Origin of the sequence: Streptococcus sp. 2741, assembly GCF_013276315.1 — a bacterium.
Taxonomy (GTDB): Bacteria; Bacillota; Bacilli; order Lactobacillales; family Streptococcaceae; genus Streptococcus; species Streptococcus pseudopneumoniae.
Genome location: NZ_VMKU01000037.1, coordinates 25865 through 45663 on the forward strand (window position 1 = coordinate 25865; position 19799 = coordinate 45663).

Consider the following 19799-nt stretch of genomic DNA (forward strand, 5'->3'; position numbering starts at 1 on the left):
TTTCATCTCCTTTATTTATTCTCACGACTTTCTGATAGAATCTTGCGGATAGTGCGCACGCGCACCTCCGATTAATTTTGGACGACTAGCCAGCGCCGTTACATGGGCATGACCAATCTCTCTCAAAAGAGGGCGAATCGGAACCTGAACATGCTTGACATGCATACCAATTGCAGTATCTCCGATATCCAATCCAGCATGAGCCTTGATAAATTCAACCTCAACTGGATCTTGCATAAACTTAAAGGCTGCCAATTGACCTGAACCTCCTGCATGGAGAGTAGGAAGGACACTGACGATTTCCAGACCAAACTGCTCTGCCACCTGACGTTCAACGACGAGAACCCGATTGACATGCTCACAGCCTTGAACAGCTAGATGAATTCTTTTTTCTTCTAGGAGATCTAGGATGGTCTTCACAATGATTTCGCCAATTTCTTGGCTGGATTCCTTGCCAATCTGACCACCTATCACTTCACTAGAGGAAAGACCCAAAACAAAGATAGATCCTTGCTTCAAATTGGCCTTTTCTAAAACATCTTTCACTATCTGACGTGTTTCTCTTTGAATCTGTGTCTCGTTCATCTCTGCTACCTCTTTTGTCACTATCTATCATACCGTTTTTTCTTGTTTTTAGCAAGATAGACGACCTGGAAAGCTTGCCCAATTACGCATAAAACTCCCAGAATTGACTGGGAGTTAACTAGTTTCTATTCTATTTATGTATATTTCAACCGTCGTTCCTTTGTCGGGTGCAGAATCAATCTTCATCTGGTAATGTTCTCCAAAATGAAGTTTGAGACGCTGATCGACATTTTGAAGACCAACTCCCCCACGTTTGAGTTGACTTTGACTACTATCACCAGCATCTTGGAAGCCAACTCCATCATCCTCAATGCGGATGACCAATCCTGAATCCTGTTTCTGAACAGAAACTCTAATATGTCCCTGACCTTCCTTCTCCTTGATGCCATGGTAAAGAGCATTTTCCACCAGAGGTTGCAAAACCAACTTGGGCAAGACTAGGTTATCAAAGGCAGGATTTTCAGCAATCTCGTATTCCAGCTTATCTCCATAGCGTTGTTTCTGGATAAAGAGATACTGGCGGACATGATTGATTTCATCAGACAGGCAAATCAAGTCCTTGCCTTGATTGAGTGCCAAGCGGAAATAGGTCGCCAAGGACTTGGTCACCTGAACCACTCGCTGACTATCCTGAAATTCAGCCATCCAGATGATGGTATCCAAGGTATTATAGAGGAAATGGGGGTTAATCTGGCTTGATAGAGCTTGAAGTTGGTACTGACGGGTCGTTTCTTCCTGGCTACGAATAGCTACCATCAACTGATCAATCTGATCCAACATGGCATTAAATTGGCGAGTTACTTCTCTCAGTTCATAGGCACCAACTTCCTTGGCACGAAGATTTTGAGCACCAGAAGCAATTTCCAACATGGTTTCTCTCAAGTCCCTTAAAGGAGCAATCCAGCGTTTGAGACTTAACCAAACCAAGAAGAGACAGACAAGAAGAGATGTGACACTTGCCCCAAGCAAGGTCCACATGAATTGACTCCGAACCTGGTCTAACTTCTCCAGCGAAGACACGCCAAGCACCGTCCAATCAGTTCCTGCAATCTTTTCCTGACTGACGTAGGATTGGTGATCTAGCGTATAGCCCTGACCTGTCTCGATATAGGGTTTCATGGCCTCCATTTCGCTAGACGAACTATAAACTGTGTGTTGAGGATGGTAGACAAATTCATGGTTTTCATTGATAATGAAAGCAAAGCCCTGCTGCCCCAACTGGAGTTGGTTGAGATAGGCTTCCAGAGTTTCGTAGGAAATATCCAAGCGAAGCACGCCAAGATTGCCCCCCTTTGCATCAAGAAGTTCTTGAGTGACAGAAATGACCCATTGACTATCTGATTTACGAGCTGGAGTCAAAACGGGCATGGCTCCCTGATGAATGGCCTTTTGGTACCAATCCTCAGCCATCATATCTGAAGAAGTTTTCATCTGAACACTGTCATCTGTAGAAATGACCTGACCAGATTTGGTCACCAAAACCACTGCTTTCAAGTCCTGGTCTGCCTTTAAGATGGTCAAAAATAGATCTCGGATTCCCTTGACCTTATCTTGACTGGGATTCTCAGCATAGGCTAGGACATCCGTCTGCTGGGTCAAACCGGTCGAGGTGGTTTCTAATTTTTTAATATAAGACTGAATAAAGTGGCTAGTCTGGCTGATGGTCGTTTGGCTATTGCCTTCAATGGTGGCCTCAATGGCTGAAGAACTTGATTGATAGTAGAAAGTTCCAACCAGAGCTAGGAGAATGAGAAAGACCAGAAAGATGGAAATAACCATTCTAACTAAAAGAGAAGAACGCTTCATCGGTCTTCTCCCTTCTTAAACTGACGAGGTGTCACACCTGCAATCTGCTTAAAACGTTGGGTAAAATAGTTCATATCTTCAAAACCAACCTTCTCTGCGATCTCATAAATCTTCAGATCTGTAGTTAAAAGCAAGAGCTTGGCTTGTTTAACACGTTCTCTCACCAGATAATCCTGAAAAGGCAAGCCCAACTCTTTCTTAATCAAAGAACTCAGATAAGTTGGACTAAAGCCTAAGTCACTGGCCAAAGACTTTAAACTAAACTGGCTATCAGCCAGATGGGACTGGATTTTCTGGGCCATGTTTCCTTCAAACTTATCGGCCAATAAATCTTGTAACTGCTCTTCCTTCTCTTCCTTATCTAGTTTTTGCTTGATTTTCCCCAACATTTCCTCAATATCCTGACGAGAAAAGGGCTTGAGCAGGTAGTCATCCACACCGAGTTTGACAGCAGACAAGGCATAATCAAAATCATCGTAGCCTGTCAAAAAAACTAGATGAACCTGAGGATAGGTTTCCCGAACCAGACTGGCCAACTGGATGCCATTTAGCTGAGGCATGTTGATATCGGTTAAAATGATATCTGGCACCTGTTTTTGGATCAATTCCCAAGCCTGCCTTCCATTTTCAGCCTGACCGATGATTTCCATATCGTAGGCTGCTACATTGACCAACTTGGTCAAGCCCTGTCTTACCAGATATTCATCTTCTACGATTAAGATTGTATAGGTCATGCTTCTCTCCTTTACCACTTACTAGTATCAGTATAGCAAAATTCTCCTCTCACTGCTTAGGAAAGACTTCTTATACTCAATGAAAATCAAAAAGTAAACTAGGAAGCTAGCCACAGGTTGCTCAAAGTACAGCTTTGAGGTTGTGGATAGAGAGACTGGGCAAAAAGTCTTTTAAATTAGAGAACGCATAGTATCAGGTATTAAAAATCCTTGATATTATGTGTTTTATTGTTAGAAAATTTGCTTTATTTTCTCCTCAAATTGAGTTTTTGCTCCGTCTCAACCCTACCCACGGTAAGGCGACGCTGACGTGGTTTAAAGCGATTTTCGAAGAGTATTAATCAACATAATCTAGTAAATAAGCGTAGCCTTTTTCTTCCATTTGGTCTTTGGGAATAAAGCGGATAGAGAGGCTATTGATACAGTAACGTAAGCCGCCCTTGTCCTGTGGACCATCCGTAAAGACATGCCCAAGGTGAGAATCTCCTACTCGGCTCCGCACTTCCATACGCGTCATATTGTAGGACTTATCTTCCTTGTAGGTGACAACATCTGGACTGATGGGTTGGGTAAAACTAGGCCAGCCACAACCAGACTCAAACTTGTCCTTTGATGAAAAGAGAGGTTCGCCAGTTACCACATCCACATAGATACCAGATTCAAATTTATCCCAGTAACGGTTTGAGAAAGCTCGTTCTGTTTGATTTTCCTGGGTAACTGCATACTCCTCAGGTGACAGGGTCTTTTTCAATTCCTCATCACTTGGTTTTGGATATTTGCTGGCATCAATGACAGGATAGGCCGCCTGATTAACATTGATATGGCAGTAGCCATTTGGATTTTTCTTGAGATAGTCTTGGTGATAATCCTCTGCCACCACGAAATTCTGCAAGGCCTCCTTTTCAACTGCTAGAGGTTGATCGAATTTCTTAGCCACCTCATCAAAGACTTGGTTGATTACCTCCAAATCCTTGTCATCTGTGTAATATACACCGGTACGGTACTGGGTCCCCACATCATTTCCTTGTTTATTTTTGCTAGTCGGATTGATAATGCGGAAGTAATGAAGCAGGATTTCCTTGAGAGAAATTTGATTAGCATCATAGGTAACATGAACAGTCTCCGCATGACCTGTTTGGTTGATCAATTCGTACTTGGTTGTTTCCCCTCTACCGTTTGCATAGCCTGAAACGGCATCCGTCACCCCGGGAACGCGGGAGAAGTATTCCTCCACTCCCCAGAAACAACCTCCAGCTAGATAAATTTCGTGCAAGTCTGCGTCTTTACTAATTTCTGTTTTTTTCACTGTTTTTCCTCCTTGGCTAACTGCCGCTTTCTCAATTTGCGAGGCATCTGTCTGCCCTGCATTTCGCATCAATAGAAAATAGAAACCGGTTATGGCTAGGAAAAATACTCCTAGCAACAAGATGATTTTTAGCTTATCATTCATAGGACACCTCCTAGGCTAATTCCTTCAAAGTTTGCAAAATTGCATCTTTTTCCATAAAACCTGGTTGGGTTTTGACCAATTTTCCTTCACCATCTATAAAGGCTTGAGTTGGGTAGGAACGAACACCATAAGTTTCCAAAAGTTTGCCTGATGGGTCAACTAGGACTGGGAAATTTTTATAATCCAAGCCCTTATACCAATTCTTAAAGTCCGCTTCAGATTGCTCTCCCTTATGTCCTGGTGACACTACTGTCAAGACCACATAGTCGTCGCCAGCTTCTTTAGCAATTTCATCCGTATCTGGAAGACTGGCCAGACAGATGGAGCACCAAGACGCCCAAAATTTGAGATAGACTTTCTTGCCCTTGTAATCAGATAAACGGTAGGTCTTGCCATCTACTCCCGTCAGTTCAAAATCAGCCACTTCTTTCCCTTTAGCTGCGCTTGTTTTACTAGCTGTCTGCTCCATCTTCATTTCATCTTTCATTTGGTGTTCACTAGTCATGGACTTGCCTGAACAAGCCGTCAAACAAAGGAGCGAACCTGCTCCAAGAACACATGTTTGCCATTTTTTCATACTGATATTCCTTTCCATTTTTATTCAAATAATTGACTTAAAATTGAAGCATTTCCAAATAGAACCAAGAGTCCCATCACAATAATGAGAAAACCACCCACTTTTTTGAGAATCCCGAGATAGGGATGAAGTTTTCGGAAATGTTTCAAAACATAACTAGAGGCCAGAGCTAGAAGCAAGAATGGTAGCGCCAAGCCCAGCGTATACACCAACATGAGACCCGCTCCCTGCCAAGCTCCTGAACCACCTGAAGCCGCCAAGGCTAAAACAGACCCCAGAACCGGCCCTACACAAGGCGTCCAAGCAAAACTAAAGGTCAAACCCAATAAAAATGCCTGACTATAGCCCTTACCATTTTGCCCCTGTCCTTGCAGTTGTAACCTCTTTTCCTTATAAAGCCCCTTAAAGTGTAGAATCTCCATCTGGTGCAAGCCTAAGAGAATGATAACCGCACCCGTCACATATTGGAACCAAGAAGCATAAAGCAAGTCGCCTAAAAAACCAGCTCCATAGCCCAACAAAATAAAGATAAAGGAAATTCCTGCTATAAAGGCCAGCGTTCGCAATAAACTAACAACTGAGATGGAAAATTTGCCACTAGAAGCCTGAGCACCATCCTTATCATCTAGTAACACCCCTGCATAGACTGGTAACAAGGGTAAGATACAAGGAGAAAAGAAGGATAGAATCCCTGCCAAAAAGACACTTAGAAAAAAGAAAATATGACCCATAAAGTTCCTCCTATCATTTTATTGATAGATTTATTATACTCCTTCCATTTTCGAAAAAACAGGGACAATGATAGGGAAAAATAGGAATTTAATCAGATAATTTAGAAATATTGGACAAAAACTATACAAAAAACTGTCAAAGCAAAAAAGCGCATAGTATCAAGGCTTTATAGAACCTTGATACTATGCGCTTTTGTAATGGATAAATAGTTAATCTTTTCTAAAGCTCGGATCTTTCAAGCTCTGAACACTGGCATTGATAACCGCGCCTAGGATAACAATTTTAGCAATCAAGATAAACCAAAACATCATAACAACAAGAAGAACGGAACCTAAAATTCGGACATCCACTAAATGATGGACATAGTAATTTAGATAACTAGAAAACAGAGTTAGTAAACCTAAAATCACTAAAAGAACAAAGGCACTACCTGGTAGGGTATAGCTAATTTTCCTGTTAGATAGATTGGGAAGAAAATAATAAAGCATGACCAAGATAGCAAAGAGGAGGGCGTAAGTCAGAGGACCTGCCAACCCTTGTAAAGCCTGATAGATAATGCCATCTTTTGTCCAATAATGAGCAAGTAAATCCAAAATCATCTGCCCAAATAAGCTCAAAAACAAGGCAAAAGCAAAGAGGAGCTGCAAGCCAAAACTGACTAGGAGACTCACCATCTGATGGGAAATAAGCCCACGACTCTTTTCGACGCCATAAGCCTTGTTAAAAGCTTTTTGCAAGAAATTCATAGATTTTGAAAAACTCCATAACGCCGATAAAACAGAAAAACTCAACAAACCTGTTGAAGGTTGGGTCAAGACTTCTCTGGCTATTTTTTCCACACCTTCATAGAGGCTTGGGGGCAGGACGTCTTTCACAAAGCCCAGAAATTCTCCCACAGGAATCTGAAAATAGGGGAGTATATTGACCACCACCAAAAGCAGGGGGAAAATCGAAATCAACCAATAGTAGGCTACTGCGACACTGGTCAACTCACTATCTGATGCTTGATAATAATGCAAAAAAGCTTTTAATAAAGGCTTGTCTGTCAGCACTTTCCACCACTTCTTCATATCACACTCCTTCACTTATAATCTTATATTCAATGAAAATCAAATAGCAAACTAGGAAGCTAGCCGCAGGTTGCTCAAAGCCCTGCTTTGAGGTTGTAGATGAAACTGACGAAGTCAGTCACATATATAATCCAAGGCGACGCTGACGTGGTTTGAAGAGATTTTCGAAGAGTATTAACTAATTTCTTCTTACCAATTCCACCATATCATAAGGCAGGGTATTGGCAGCTTCCTTCAGAGAATAGTTCTCTAAGTTATTGACATTTTGTCGTAACTTCTTGGCATACTTGGTCGTAATCAATCGTTTTTCTTCGTATTCGAAAATCAACTTGCGCTCCAGATAATAGCCTCTCAGCATTTCATCGATATTGTTAGGCTTAACACGATTGATAACCCGTTCGACAAAGGCACCACTGCTGATAATAGCTGTTTCACGAAGACGAGACTCCTGCATAAAACTAATCAAAGAGCGTCTATAGACTCCCTTCAGGTTTTCCAAACTTTCAATAATCATCTCTGTATTGGCAAGATAGAGCTCTGCAATTTGGTCATAATCAAGAGCACGGAGACGGCTTTGCTCCTTGTCCTTCCAGCTACGGAAAGTCCTCCCGAGAGTAAAAACTTCATGAAGGAGAAAACGTAAAATCCGCAAAGAAACAAGGAAATAATATGTCAATCGTGACGCAAACTTACGATTGATGCCTCGTTCTATATTTTTCAGATAACGTTGGTAAACTCGGTAAGCACGATTGCTAATGTTCCCCTCTTCATAAGCCTGTTCCAATCCATCACTTTCAATACTAAGAATCAAGAGTTTCAAAGCAGCCCAGTCTTCTTGAGCCCCCTTATTTTCTTGACTCAGGATGAGATTTTCAATACGTCCATGGTAATTGTCAATAGCCGCATAGAGGGGAAGTTTATTTCTAGTGCCTTCCAACTCTTTTTCCAACTCTAGCGTTACTTCATTCAAAATGGCGATATGCATGAGATAGTCCTTGCTTTCTTCCTCTTCATCCGAAAGATGAGGCAGGATCAAGAGACCTGTTAAAAAGCTTACAAGCGTCACACCTGCAACAAGGAAAAGCAAGAGAGGATACTCCTGTTCTAAATTACTTGGTATCAAGAGAATCGTCGCAATCGACACCGTTCCCTTGACACCTGAGAAGGTCAAGAGAAGCATGTCCTTCATATACTTATTTAGCTTTTTCTTGAGACGTCTAGTCCTATAGGCAAAATAGCCATAGATCATGACAAAACGAATAGCAAAGAGGACAAAGGTAAGGGTGACAAGAGATGCCAGCAAGAGCAAGGGATTATAGATTGGATTGGTCAAGATAGGCTCTGCTATCATTTCCAACTCCATTCCTAAAATCACAAAGACAGAACCGTTGAGCATAAAATTCACTGTATGCCAAACTGTCTCGGTCACCGTATCCACTTGGGCTTCGAGGAGCGTGATTTTCTTGAAGCGACTCGCCTTTAAAATCCCAGCAACTACGACGGCAATAATCCCTGAAACGTGGACTTCTTCTGCCAGGAAGAAGGTTACCAAGGGTAAACTCAATTCCAGAAGGAGCTCACTAGCAATATCCGTTGCTCGCACACTTAGCAAGAAGCTATGCAGGAAACGATTAGTCATGGCTGTTAAAAAGCCAATTAAAAAACCGCCTAGGATTGAAAAGATAAGCGAACTGCTAGCTTGCCCCAGAGAAAAAACTCCAGTTGTCCAAGCTGTCAAAGCTACCTGAAAAGCCACCAAACCAGAAGCATCATTCAAGAGTCCTTCGCCCTTAAGGATATTGGACACGCGCTTAGGAAAGCTAAACCGCTCCGAAAGAGAGGCAAAGGCCACCAAGTCCGTAGGACCAAGGGCTGCCCCAACAGCCAAGCAAGCTGCCAAGGGAAGGCTGAACCAAAGAAGATGGGCCAAGCCACCCAAACTCAGGGTCGAGATAAAAATCACTGGAAATATGAGATAAACAATGATTCGCCAGTGTTTTAAAATAGCCGTAACATCTGCTTCTTCAGCCTCTCGGAAAAGCAAGGGTCCGATAACCAGTGCCAAAAACAACTCCGTATTAAGGTGAAAGTCAGTATTGGGTAAAAAGAGACCAATCACAATTCCCAAAAGAATTTGCACCAAAGGGAGAGGCAAAAAGGGCAGGAGCTTATTGGTTGTACTCGAGACAATCAAGACCAGTAAAAATAGGATGAGGTAAATCAGTAATTCCACGCACGTCCTCCTTACTCTTTTTTACAACAGGATTCAAAAATCTCCTTCTGCTCTTTGATTTTTTGGTCAATCTTGGAACAATCTTTATGCTCAATTTTTCTCTGGCACCGTTCCATCTCAAGAGCAACTAATTTTTTCTTGATTTTAAGCATTTTTTTGCTCATATGCGCTTGGTCTAGCACGCCCACCGCTCGTTCGTGGTGGGTTGATTCAACAAAATTCTGGCGCATGGCATCCAGCTTTTCGTGTAGGTATTGTTTATCCATATCTGTATCTCTCTAATTTTTCAATCATCACTAAAAACGGCGGGTTGTTGACTTGGTTTAAAGTTCGGTAAATGGCTGCTGTGTACTCTTGTTGGTTCAACTGAATCACAAAATCCAAGACAGCATCTCTCTCGAGGTCGCCTCCTTCATGACCATAGTAAATCATAATAGCAATTCGTCCACCTTTGACAAGTAAGCCACATAGCTTTTCTAATGCCTCAATCGTTGTCTGCGGTCGGGTGATGACAGACTTATCAGCTGACGGCAAATAGCCCAAATTAAAAATCCCTGCCTTAGCTTTTGCCACAAACTGGTCCAGTGTCTCATGGCCTTGCAAGATTAACTGGGCATTTGTCAAGCCAGCCTGATGCAAACGCTCTTGAGTCTTTTCCAAGGCTTGCTTCTGAATATCAAAGGCATAGACTTGCTTGGCTAGCTTGGCTAAAAAAAGCGTGTCATGACCATTTCCCATAGTCGCATCCACTACGACATCCTCTTTTGTCACGACCTCAGCCAAAAAATCATGTGCCATCTCAAGTGGTCTTTTCATTTTCAAACTCCTGTTTTACAGCCTTGCATCCTTGAACGCTTCCGCGACGTCGCATCTTCATCTCAATGCTGTTGAGGACTTCCCATTTTTTGAGGCTCCACATAGGACCAATCAGCATATCCCTAGGTGCATCTCCTGTGATTCGATGGATGACAATATGTTTGGGAATGATTTCCAGTTGGTCACAGATGACCTTAACATATTTGTCCTGACTCATCAATTGTAAACGTCCCTCATGGTAATCTCGTTGCATACGAGTATTTGTCATAAGATGGAGCAAATGCAGTTTAATCCCTTGAATATCGTTATTCGTGACACAACGGCGGACATTTTCAACCATCATCTCATGGGTTTCACCAGGCAAACCATTAATCAAATGGGAAACAATCTCAATCTTGGGATACTTTCTCAAACGCTTGACCGTTTCCACCTACAATTCATAAGAATGCGCACGGTTAATCAGGTCAGAGGTTGCTTCATAAGTAGTCTGCAAGCCCAATTCAACCGTCACATGCATGCGCTCCGATAACTCAGCCAAATATTCGATGGTTTCGTCTGGTAAACAGTCTGGTCGCGTTCCGATATTGATTCCTACTACACCTGGCTCATTGATAGCCTGCTCATAGCGCTCTCGGATGACTTCCACCTTTTCATGGGTGTTGGTAAAATTTTGAAAATAAACCAGATACTTCTGAACATCTGGCCACTTACGATGCATAAAGTCAATTTCCTTATAAAATTGCTCACGGATAGGCGCATCTGGTGCTACAATAGCATCTCCAGAACCTGAAACCGTACAAAAAGTACAGCCTCCATGAGCCACAGTTCCATCACGATTGGGACAGTCAAACCCCGCATCAATAGGGACTTTAAAGGTCTTTTCTCCAAAAAGTTTTCGATAATAATCATTCAAGGTATTATAAGATTTCATAACTTTCATTATAACAAAAATCACCCACAATCTCAAAAGCCTGACTTTCCTATAAATTCCTCTGTTTCTCGTTTCCATTAGCCTTTTTTTATGATACAATATGGGTATGATTTTAATGAAATTAGCATCTATTTTATTATTGATACTGACCTTAGTCATCTGCATTATCCTAACCAAACTTTTTAGATTAAAAAAACTAGGACGAAACTTTGCGGATTTGGCTTTTCCGGTCTTGGTATTTGAATATTACCTGATTACAGCTAAAACCTTTACCCATAATTTCCTCCCTAGACTGGGGCTAGCCCTCTCAATCCTAGCCATTATTCTCGTCTTTTTCTTCCTTTTGAAAAAACGCAGCTTTTACTATCCTAAATTCATCAAATTCTTCTGGCGTGCAGGATTCTTATTAACCCTTATCATGTATATAGAGATGATTGTTGAATTGTTCTTAATGAAATAGTCGAATCCCTAAGCATTTTCTAGGGATTTTTGCTTTCTCTACAAAATAGTATAGACAATAACACTATACAATTTTATACAAAGAAAAGAGTCTGGGACAATAGTCTCTTATCTCCAAAAAAAGCAACGGATTTGCTGTTGCTTTTTTGCATGGTTGCGATAGTCTTGGTAAAATAGAATTGCACAATAAACCGTTTAGAAAGGCTATCCCATGCATATTCACTATAACACAAATCAAACAACTTTACCACTAGAAATCAGTTCCTTCTTACCACAAGACCATCTCGTCTTTACTATTGAAAAAGTGGTGAATACCTTGGAGGAACATCACTTCTACGCCTTCTATCATACCTTTGATTGCCCGTCTTATCACCCTAAAATGCTTGTATCTACTCTTCTATTTGCCTATTCACAAGGGATTTTCTCTGGGCGAAAAATTGAAAAAATGATGATTGAAAATCTGGCTATGCAATACCTAACAGGGCAGTTGGTTGTCAGCTATCGCACCATCAATCGTTTTCGAGTCGCTGAAGGGATGGAAGACCTTATTCGTGATCTTTTCATCGACCTCAATCTTCGTTTAAAAATGGAAGAGTTAGTGACCTTAGATTGTCTGTTTATTGACGGAACTAAGATTGAAGCCAATGCCAACAAGTATAGTTTTGTGTGGAAGAAAACGACAGAGAAATTCTCCACCAAACTTCAAGAACAGATACAGGTCTATTTTCAAGAAGAAATCACTCCCCTTCTGATTAAATATGCCATGTTTGACAAGGAACAAAAGAGAGGGTATAAACAGTCAGCTAGAAACTTAGCGAATTGGCACTATGATAACAAGGAGGATAGCTACACACATCCTGAGGGCTGGTGCTATCGTTTTCACAATATCAAACATCAGAAAACACAGACAGACTTTCAACAGGAAATCAAGGTTTACTACGCCGACGAACCTGAATCAGCCCCTCAAAAGGGACTGTATATGAACGAAGGCTATCAAAACTTGAAAGTTAAAGAATGTCAGGCGCTTTTATCTCCCCAAGGTAGACAGATTTTCGCTCAACGCAAGATTGATGTGGAACCTGTCTTTGGGCAGATAAAGGCTTGTTTGGGTTACAAGATATGTAATCTGAGAGGGATGCGTCAAGTGAGAATTGACATGGGATTGGTACTTATGGCCAATAACCTCCTAAAACATAGTGAAATGAAATAAGAACAGGACAAATCGATAAGGACAGTCAAATTGATTTCTAACAATGTTTTAGAAGTAGAAGTGTACTATTCTAGTTTCAATCTACTATACAATAAGAGAACGACTCAAAATTAAAAAGCTAGAGTTCCGCAATTGGAAATATCTAGCTTTTTTGTGGTTGAGAACTATTTTGTCTCAGGCTCTTTATCTTCTATTTAGGACAAGAGTTTTTCTTTGGTCTTTAATGATAAAGAAGGTATCAAAATTTCTAGTCTTCTTTTTTACCTTTAGTAACTACTAATCCTGCACTCAAACCTAGAAGAGCTAAACCTGCTGCTACTGCTGCTTGGCTTGCCGCACTACCTGTATTTGGTAACTGGGCTTTATTAGTTTGACTAGCTTCACTTGAATCAATTGGTTTTGTATCTGCTTTTTCTGACACTTGTGGTTTTTTAGCTTCTTGAGCTACTGGTTTGGTTCCAACCAAGATGATGCGGTCTGTCGGAGCTTCTACCACTTCACGGAGTTTTTCTTCCTTACTTCCATCAGGATTAATCGCTGTAAAGATACGTTCTTTACCAGTTTTTCCTTCTTGTTCTACACGAGTTTCACCTAGATACAGTGTTGAATCTTTTTTCTCAACTGTCTTGTATGCCAAATCTTTTTCAACAAATTCGAGTTTTGGAAAATCTTCTTGTACAGCAGCAACTGTCTTCTCAGAAACTGGTTTTTCCTTAGTCAACTGGATACGGTATTCCTTGACTTGTTTTCCACTTTCTGAAACGAGGCGAACAAGTACTGGAAGACTATCTTCTCCACTATCTACCACAGTCGAAGCTACTTGATTGTTTTCTTCAACTGAGACTTTTGGCCGTTGACCTTTATAGGTGATTTGGTAGTCTTGACGATCTTCAGCGAAATCAGCAAGTTCTTTTCCATCTACAAGAATCTTCGATTGAGTGCTTTCTTGAGGCAATTCGCTTGGTGCAAGGAAGGTCAGCTCAATCATCGCAACACCGCTCTTATCTGCTTTACGCTCCATACGCCATCTCATAGCTTTGGCTTTGATAGCTTTAAATGTTACGTTGATTTCATCACCAGCTGCAATGTCTTTATCCGCACGATAAGGCACAGCTTCCCAATTTTCTGGATTGTTAAATGGATGTCCAGATTCGTAGGCTTGGTAGTTTGAATAGTAGATAGGCACTTCAAAGTCTGGGCCGACATAACGTTCCAAAACAAGTTTAGATGGTGCATCTGTACCACTATCTACAAAGAACTGAACTTTTCCTTGTGCAACAGTCCGTTCTACAATCTTACCATTTTCACGGAAGATTACGCCTGCTGATACTTCTGGATTGGTAGACGGTCTTGCAGACCAGTTTGTCCAACGACGATTTTCTGAATGATCTCCGTCATTGAGATAATCCACACGGTCATGGGAGTTTCTATCAATATCGTTAGTGGCTGAAGCAAAGGCCTGGTTACTGTTTTCATCATACTCTGGGTTATCTGAAAGAGCTTCGCCTAGCTTGTCTGTCACTCGTACAGTGAACTCAGCAACAAGATCACTACCAAGAACATGGCCTCGAACGGTAAATTGACCTGCTTTTGTCAGATTTTCTGCTGGAACTTCTTCCCATTCAACTGACAAGTCTTTTGTTTCGTAGCCGTCTTTACCTGTGAAGTAAACTGGAACCTTAGTCGGCAATTCAAGTGCTTGACCTACTTGTACCAAGCGAGCTTGTTTAACCGCAGCAACTGGTTTATGAGAAAGTAAGTTCTTATCCTTAGTGAAGTGCAGACGGTATTCTCCTAAGATGTCGCCATTTTCAGCTTTCGCGATGACACGAACTGGCTCACCTTCACGAACGCTTGGAACGACGGTAGCGAGACCATTGTTGCTAACACTTGCTGTGACTGCCGGAACTTTTCCATCTACAGACTCAAGGTAGTAGTCTGTCAAATCAGGGTTGAAGTTTGCTAAGTCTTTGCCGTCAACTTGGATTCTTGTTTGTCCTTGTTTGGCTGCCGCAACTTGTTTCGCAAAGATTTGTACCTCTGTGATAGACGTTCCACGCTTGTTATCTGCTTTAACCATGCGAATACGAATAGCATAGGTTTCAACTTTATCAAAGCTAAAGTGGTTCATTTCTCCAGCCTTGAGTTGAGCAGGGGCTTTTAGATTAGTAACTGGTTTCCAGTTGGCAGAATCATTAAAGACATGGTCCTCATTACCAACAAAACTAGGGTTTTTAGGAGCTGTTGGGACAGTCTTACCAACATAATACTCAATCACATAAGACTTCGGTGCACCAACTCCATGGTCTTCGTGGAATCCGACACTTAGATTATCAACGGAGCGTTTGCTCAAGATACCTGAATCTCCAAACAGAACACCGACTGAAGCTTCTGGATTACTACGATTCCAGTTTGTCCAACGATTGGCTGGTTGGTTATTGTAGGAAATGAGCTTGTCATTAACATTTGAAACTGGGTCGCTTGGATTTGAATCTGAAGCAAAGGCAAGTGGCAATTCTGAACCGGTCCATTGGTCAGAAATGTTTGCACCTTGCTCAGTTTGAGCAGATACGCGAACATGAAGTTTAGTTGTTAATCGCGTACCTTCTAAGCGACCATTAACTGTAAAGACACCTTCCTTAGCGTATTGCTCTGGACGAATCGCATCCCATGCAACCTTAGCTGATGAAACGTGACCATTTGAATCATATGTCCGAACGCTTTCTGGTAATTGTGGTGCTTCTGCGATTGGAGTTGTCACACTGACTTCTTCAACTGAAACGATACCTTCTACAGAGACTCTTGCACGCGCTTCAAGGTCAATTCCTTCAACTTTACCTAGTACTTCAAAGGTTTGATAGGAGTCTAGTTTTTCTTTCGGAATAGCTTGCCAAGTGACTTTGTGAGCTTTAGGGAAACCTTTGTCATACTCAACCGTTACTGTTGACGGAAGAGTAGGTTCTTGGTGTAAATCTGTCACTACATTTACTGGACGGATAGATTGCGCAATCTTCTTCTCAGTATTGGCCTGGATAGTGAGATCAACTTGGCCTTTAGCTCCCTCGTATTCCGCTTTGAGAGTGACTGCTCCTGGCTTATGTAACTCAAGCATTCCTTTACGAATTGCGACTTCCCCTTCACCACTTGTAGAGAAGGTTACTTTATCAGCTGGTAATGCAGCTTGCGTTCCATCTTGATAGTGAGCTCGAACCGACAATTTGACAGTTTGGTCTTCTTTGAGACTGTCAGCTTTTTCCACTTGCAAGCTCAAGTGAGCAATTTTTGGTGCTTCTTCAAGGAATTGAATTGCATAGGTTTGAAGAGGGCCACCATCTTTAGGCTGAATAAAGATGCTCGCACGCATGCCGTTTGCTGCGCTTGCTTGAAGAACTGTCACATCAGCATTTTCAGCACTTGCTGTGACTTCTGGCAGTTGGGCACCATAAGATAGAGTACGATATTGCATTGGTTGTCGACTAGTAAGACCTGTTACTGCCTCACCTCCAACAGTAACAGTTGGCACTACAGGTGCTGCAGCATTTCCTTCTTCTACCACAAGGGTTGCATGAATTGGTTGACCTTCTAAATAACCGGTCGCTTGAATACGAGAACCTGGAATTGCTAACTTAACTTTATCTTCTTCGGCAATCTCCCACTTGTCCACTTCATACTCTTGTACACTTCCATCAGTCAAAACATAGGAAACAGATTTGTCTACAGAATTCAAGTTAGTATTTGGAGCAATACGTTTAACTGTTGGTAATTCTTTCGCAATTGCTAGAACCTCGACATGAGCCTCTACCTCACGTCCATTTGCTGTACCTTTAACAGTCACAACTCCTGCTTGACTAACATCGACTTGAGACCAAGTTACTGGAAGTTTTTCACGACTACCGTCGCTGTATACAAAACCTACTGTTTTCGGCATTTTTGGTTCTTTACCAATTAATGTACGAACTCTTGCTACTTCTGTCCCCAAAACAGTCTTCTCTTGTCCTTCTTTCTTACCAGTAAAGACGGTAACTTGGTCCGATTTCAAGAGATCTGAGTGGGCAGTCAGAGTGAATTTACCTGCTTGTTCAGTTGATTTAACGATGGCAACCCCTTTACCGTTAAAGGCTCTACGGATCCATGAACCATCTGCTTGCGCCTTATAGCGTTCTCGGCTGGCTTGTTCCCCATTATCGACACCGACTAGTTGACCTTGTCCATGCAATTGGAAACGAACCAAATTATTGGCAGTTGGTACAACATTTCCTCCACTGTCTACGATTTCGTAGTAGATGTAAGTCAAGTCTTTTCCATCTGCGGCGATGGCGTGTTCTTCCTTGACGAGGCGAACTCCTGCTGGTTGCCCTGCAGTGGTAATCTTGTCACGTGCAATTTCTTTTCCAGCTTCATCGCTAGCTACAGCTTCCAAGGTACCTGGTTGGTAAGCAACCTTCCACTCAAGATAGAGTTCCTTAGCATTCGCACCTTCTTGGTAGGTACGACCATCGCTGGTTTGTTTTTTGTTGAAGGTCTTAAGACCAAGAGATTTTCCATTCAAGAACAATTCTACACTAGAAGCATTCGAATAAGCACGAACTGGAATCTTACCTTCTGAGTCAGCTACTTTGGATGCTAATTCTTTGTTTTCCCAGTTCCAGTGAGGAAGAAGGTGTACCATCGGTTTCTTCTTAACAGAAACCCATTGGCTTTGGTAGAGATAGAAGTCATGTTTTGGAATGCCGGCTGTATCTACGATACCAAAGTAAGAGCTCTTAACAGGAGTTTGATTTTGGTTGTGCCATGGTGTAGGTTCACCAATATAGTCCGTACCTGTCCAGATAAACTGTCCAGCATAGCCAGCGTTGTCACGGTCAAAAGTCCATGAAGCGGTTGCTGTTTTCCCCCAACCCACACGGTCATTCCCATAGTCAGACTGTTCATAATGACGCTCAGGTCCATTGCTATGTTTCAATTCACGTTCAGGGCGATAGTAACTTCCACGTGTACGGGTAGCTGAAGATGTTTCTGATCCATAAATCAACCATTTTGGATGCTTAGCTCTAAGGGCTTTGTAATTATCTTCAGAATAGTTAAATCCAACAGCATCGAGTTCATCAGCAATTTTCTCATGCCCTCCGCTACCATTACCGAAACGGAATTTATCTGCTCCCATGGTAACATAGCGAGTCTTATCAACATCCTTGATAACCTTGACCAAACGTTTAACAGTTGCTAAAGAGTGGGCATCACCATTAGCTTCACCTATTTCATTACCAATTGACCACATGAAGATAGCAGGGTTGTTTTTGCCTCTTTCGACCATGGTACGTAGGTCAAAATCAGACCATTTTTCACCTTTTCGAGCTTCTGGGTGAGTGGCATCTTTTTCAAAGAAACGTCCATAGTCATAAGGTTTCTTGCCACCATACCAAGTATCAAAGGCCTCTTCCTGAACGAGTAAACCTAGTTCTGCTGCGATTTGCAAGGTTTGCTCACTAGCAGGGTTGTGGGTTGTACGGATGGAGTTAACTCCCATCTCCTTCATTTGTTTGAGACGACGGTATTCTGCTTTATAGTTTTCTTCTGCTCCAAGCGCCCCATGGTCGTGGTGCAAGGATACTCCATGGAATTTAATACGTTCACCATTCAAAGAGAAACCTTCATTTGGAGTCCAGTGATAGTAACGGTAACCAAACAAATCCTTCTTAGCATCAACCAATTGACCGTCACGGTAAACACGCGTAATCAATTCGTACAAGGCAGGTTTGTCATTTAAAACGGTCCAGAGTTTTGGTCTTTCAACTTCTAAAATCGCATCTAGGCTTGTTGATTCATGTGCTTTTAAGGTACGACTCTCTGTACGTACTAGACCTGTCACAGCCTGACCACCACGTTCAACGATTTGATATTCTGCTACAAGTTCATGGTCTTTGTCGTCCGTATTGACGATTTTGCTGGTCACATGAGTTTCAACCTTGCCATGTTGTTGTTCTTCAAGTTTTGGTGTTAAAATAGTTGTCCCATTTTTCTCAACATGCACCTTATCTGTCACTTGTAAAGTCACATCACGATAGATACCACTTCCTGAATACCAACGGCTACTTGGCTGTTTGTTGACTGCATGGACAGCAATCACATTCTCACGACCATCTTTGTTCAAATAGTTAGTGATATCATATGAAAATTGGTTATAACCATTTGGATAATGTCCCACTAACTGACCATTGACATAAACTTGAGAATCCATGTAGACGCCATCAAAAGTAAGGCGAACATTTTTCTTGAGGTCTTTTTCATCTAGTTTGAAAGTCTTGCGATACCAAGCTTCCCCACCGTTAAGCTGTCCACCTTCATTTTGTGCAGGAGATTCATGATCGAAATCGTTAAAAATACTCCAGTCATACGGTAAATCCAATTTTTTCCACGTAGATACATCTGCATCCGGTTTAATGACTTCCTTAGAATTTGCATTGAGTTTAAAGTGCCAATTTTGATTAAAATCCACTTTCCTGTCTTCAATCATTTGATTCACTTCTTCATTTGTTACAGCTTTAGCATCTTCCCTAAGCGGTTTTTCTTGACTTGAAGCTTGTGATTCTATCCTTGGAGCTTTTTCTTCCGGTTTAGCAGACACTTTTTCCTCTTTTGGAGTTACGGCTTCATCTTCTTTCTTCTCAGATGCAATAGCCTCAGTTGAACTAGATTCACTTTGTTCTGTCCTTTCAACTACATTTTTAGTTTCCAAAGCTTTATCAGCCTTTTCTTCTACTATCGTTTTTTCCTCTTTAGGTTTCTCAGCAGTATGAGTAATAAGTGTTTCATCCGCATAAACTACAGATTCTCCAGCTATATTTCCTCCTAATAGAACTGCACAAGTCCCAATCATTACTGAGCAAGCTCCCACAGCAAACTTACGAATGCTATAAACTCTTTTCCGATTCCAATGGCCTTTCCCCATAAAACCCTCCTTATATTATATTTAGTGCAGTTAGCTACTGCCAAAGCCCAAGTGGTATACATTGTATGACAACCTAGTTTCAACAATTTACACTCTGTGAAAATCCAATTCAAACTTCGTCAGCGTCGCCTTGCCGTATGTATGATTACTGACTTCGTCAGTTTCATCTACAACCTCAAAACTGTGTTTTGAGCTGACTTCGTCAGTCTTATCTACAACCTCAAAACTGTGTTTTGAGCAACCTGCG

The 19799-nt window shown here is 41.7% G+C and carries 13 protein-coding genes and 1 pseudogene; 2 read left to right on the top strand and 12 right to left on the bottom strand.

The annotated features are described in order from the left end of the window. Window positions 1-21: 21 nt before the first annotated feature. From HT671_RS04655 to HT671_RS04705, 11 genes and pseudogenes are all read right to left on the bottom strand, one after another. Window positions 22-585, bottom strand: a complete 564-nt coding sequence (locus HT671_RS04655; RefSeq protein ID WP_031222745.1) for a TIGR01440 family protein — start codon at window positions 583-585, stop codon at window positions 22-24. Window positions 586-699: 114 nt separating this feature from the next. Further along, window positions 700-2391, bottom strand: coding sequence for a sensor histidine kinase (locus HT671_RS04660; RefSeq protein ID WP_050975880.1), 1692 nt, complete (start codon window positions 2389-2391; stop codon window positions 700-702). Continuing rightward, window positions 2388-3125 (bottom strand): response regulator transcription factor, encoded by a 738-nt coding sequence (locus HT671_RS04665; RefSeq protein ID WP_138701170.1) that lies wholly within the window; start codon window positions 3123-3125, stop codon window positions 2388-2390. The genes HT671_RS04660 and HT671_RS04665 overlap by 4 nt, the downstream gene beginning before the upstream one ends. 337 nt (window positions 3126-3462) lie before the next feature. After that, complete coding sequence (gene msrB, locus HT671_RS04670; RefSeq protein ID WP_138703186.1) at window positions 3463-4575, bottom strand: peptide-methionine (R)-S-oxide reductase MsrB; 1113 nt, start codon at window positions 4573-4575, stop codon at window positions 3463-3465. Window positions 4576-4585: 10 nt separating this feature from the next. Then, window positions 4586-5152 carry a redoxin family protein gene (locus tag HT671_RS04675; protein ID WP_050242326.1) on the bottom strand — a complete coding sequence of 189 codons (567 nt, stop codon included), beginning with the start codon at window positions 5150-5152 and terminating at the stop codon, window positions 4586-4588. A gap of 20 nt (window positions 5153-5172) precedes the next feature. Continuing rightward, a complete protein-coding gene (gene ccdA2 / locus HT671_RS04680; protein WP_138703185.1) occupies window positions 5173-5883 on the bottom strand; it encodes a thiol-disulfide oxidoreductase-associated membrane protein CcdA2 in 711 nt (236 codons plus the stop codon). 210 nt (window positions 5884-6093) lie between these two features. Beyond that, window positions 6094-6954, bottom strand: a complete 861-nt coding sequence (locus tag HT671_RS04685) for a YihY/virulence factor BrkB family protein (RefSeq protein ID WP_166735420.1) — start codon at window positions 6952-6954, stop codon at window positions 6094-6096. 178 nt (window positions 6955-7132) lie between these two features. Beyond that, on the bottom strand, window positions 7133-9187 hold the full coding sequence (locus tag HT671_RS04690; RefSeq protein ID WP_138703183.1) for a sodium:proton antiporter: 2055 nt from the start codon (window positions 9185-9187) through the stop codon (window positions 7133-7135). An 11-nt stretch (window positions 9188-9198) separates the two neighbouring features. Continuing rightward, complete coding sequence (locus HT671_RS04695; RefSeq protein WP_101514623.1) at window positions 9199-9453, bottom strand: hypothetical protein; 255 nt, start codon at window positions 9451-9453, stop codon at window positions 9199-9201. Next, window positions 9446-10003 carry a class I SAM-dependent methyltransferase gene (locus HT671_RS04700; RefSeq protein WP_166735418.1) on the bottom strand — a complete coding sequence of 186 codons (558 nt, stop codon included), beginning with the start codon at window positions 10001-10003 and terminating at the stop codon, window positions 9446-9448. Before HT671_RS04700 ends, HT671_RS04695 begins: the two co-directional genes overlap by 8 nt. Next, window positions 9987-10943 (bottom strand): annotated as a pseudogene (locus tag HT671_RS04705) (TIGR01212 family radical SAM protein). The gene HT671_RS04700 and the pseudogene HT671_RS04705 overlap by 17 nt, the downstream one beginning before the upstream one ends. Window positions 10944-11034: 91 nt before the next feature. On the opposite strand from HT671_RS04705, the gene HT671_RS04710 reads away from it, so the two are divergent. Next, window positions 11035-11394, top strand: a complete 360-nt coding sequence (locus HT671_RS04710; RefSeq protein ID WP_000525397.1) for a DUF3397 domain-containing protein — start codon at window positions 11035-11037, stop codon at window positions 11392-11394. Between the two features lie 210 nt (window positions 11395-11604). Continuing rightward, window positions 11605-12603, top strand: a complete 999-nt coding sequence (locus HT671_RS04715) for a transposase (protein ID WP_138703180.1) — start codon at window positions 11605-11607, stop codon at window positions 12601-12603. A 247-nt stretch (window positions 12604-12850) separates the two neighbouring features. On the opposite strand, the gene bgaA is transcribed toward HT671_RS04715, so the two are convergent. Beyond that, the gene (gene bgaA, locus HT671_RS04720) at window positions 12851-19552 is read right to left on the bottom strand and encodes an LPXTG-anchored adhesin/beta-galactosidase BgaA (protein ID WP_138703179.1); all 6702 of its coding nucleotides are present in this window, start codon (window positions 19550-19552) and stop codon (window positions 12851-12853) included. Between the last annotated feature and the right edge of the window lie 247 nt (window positions 19553-19799).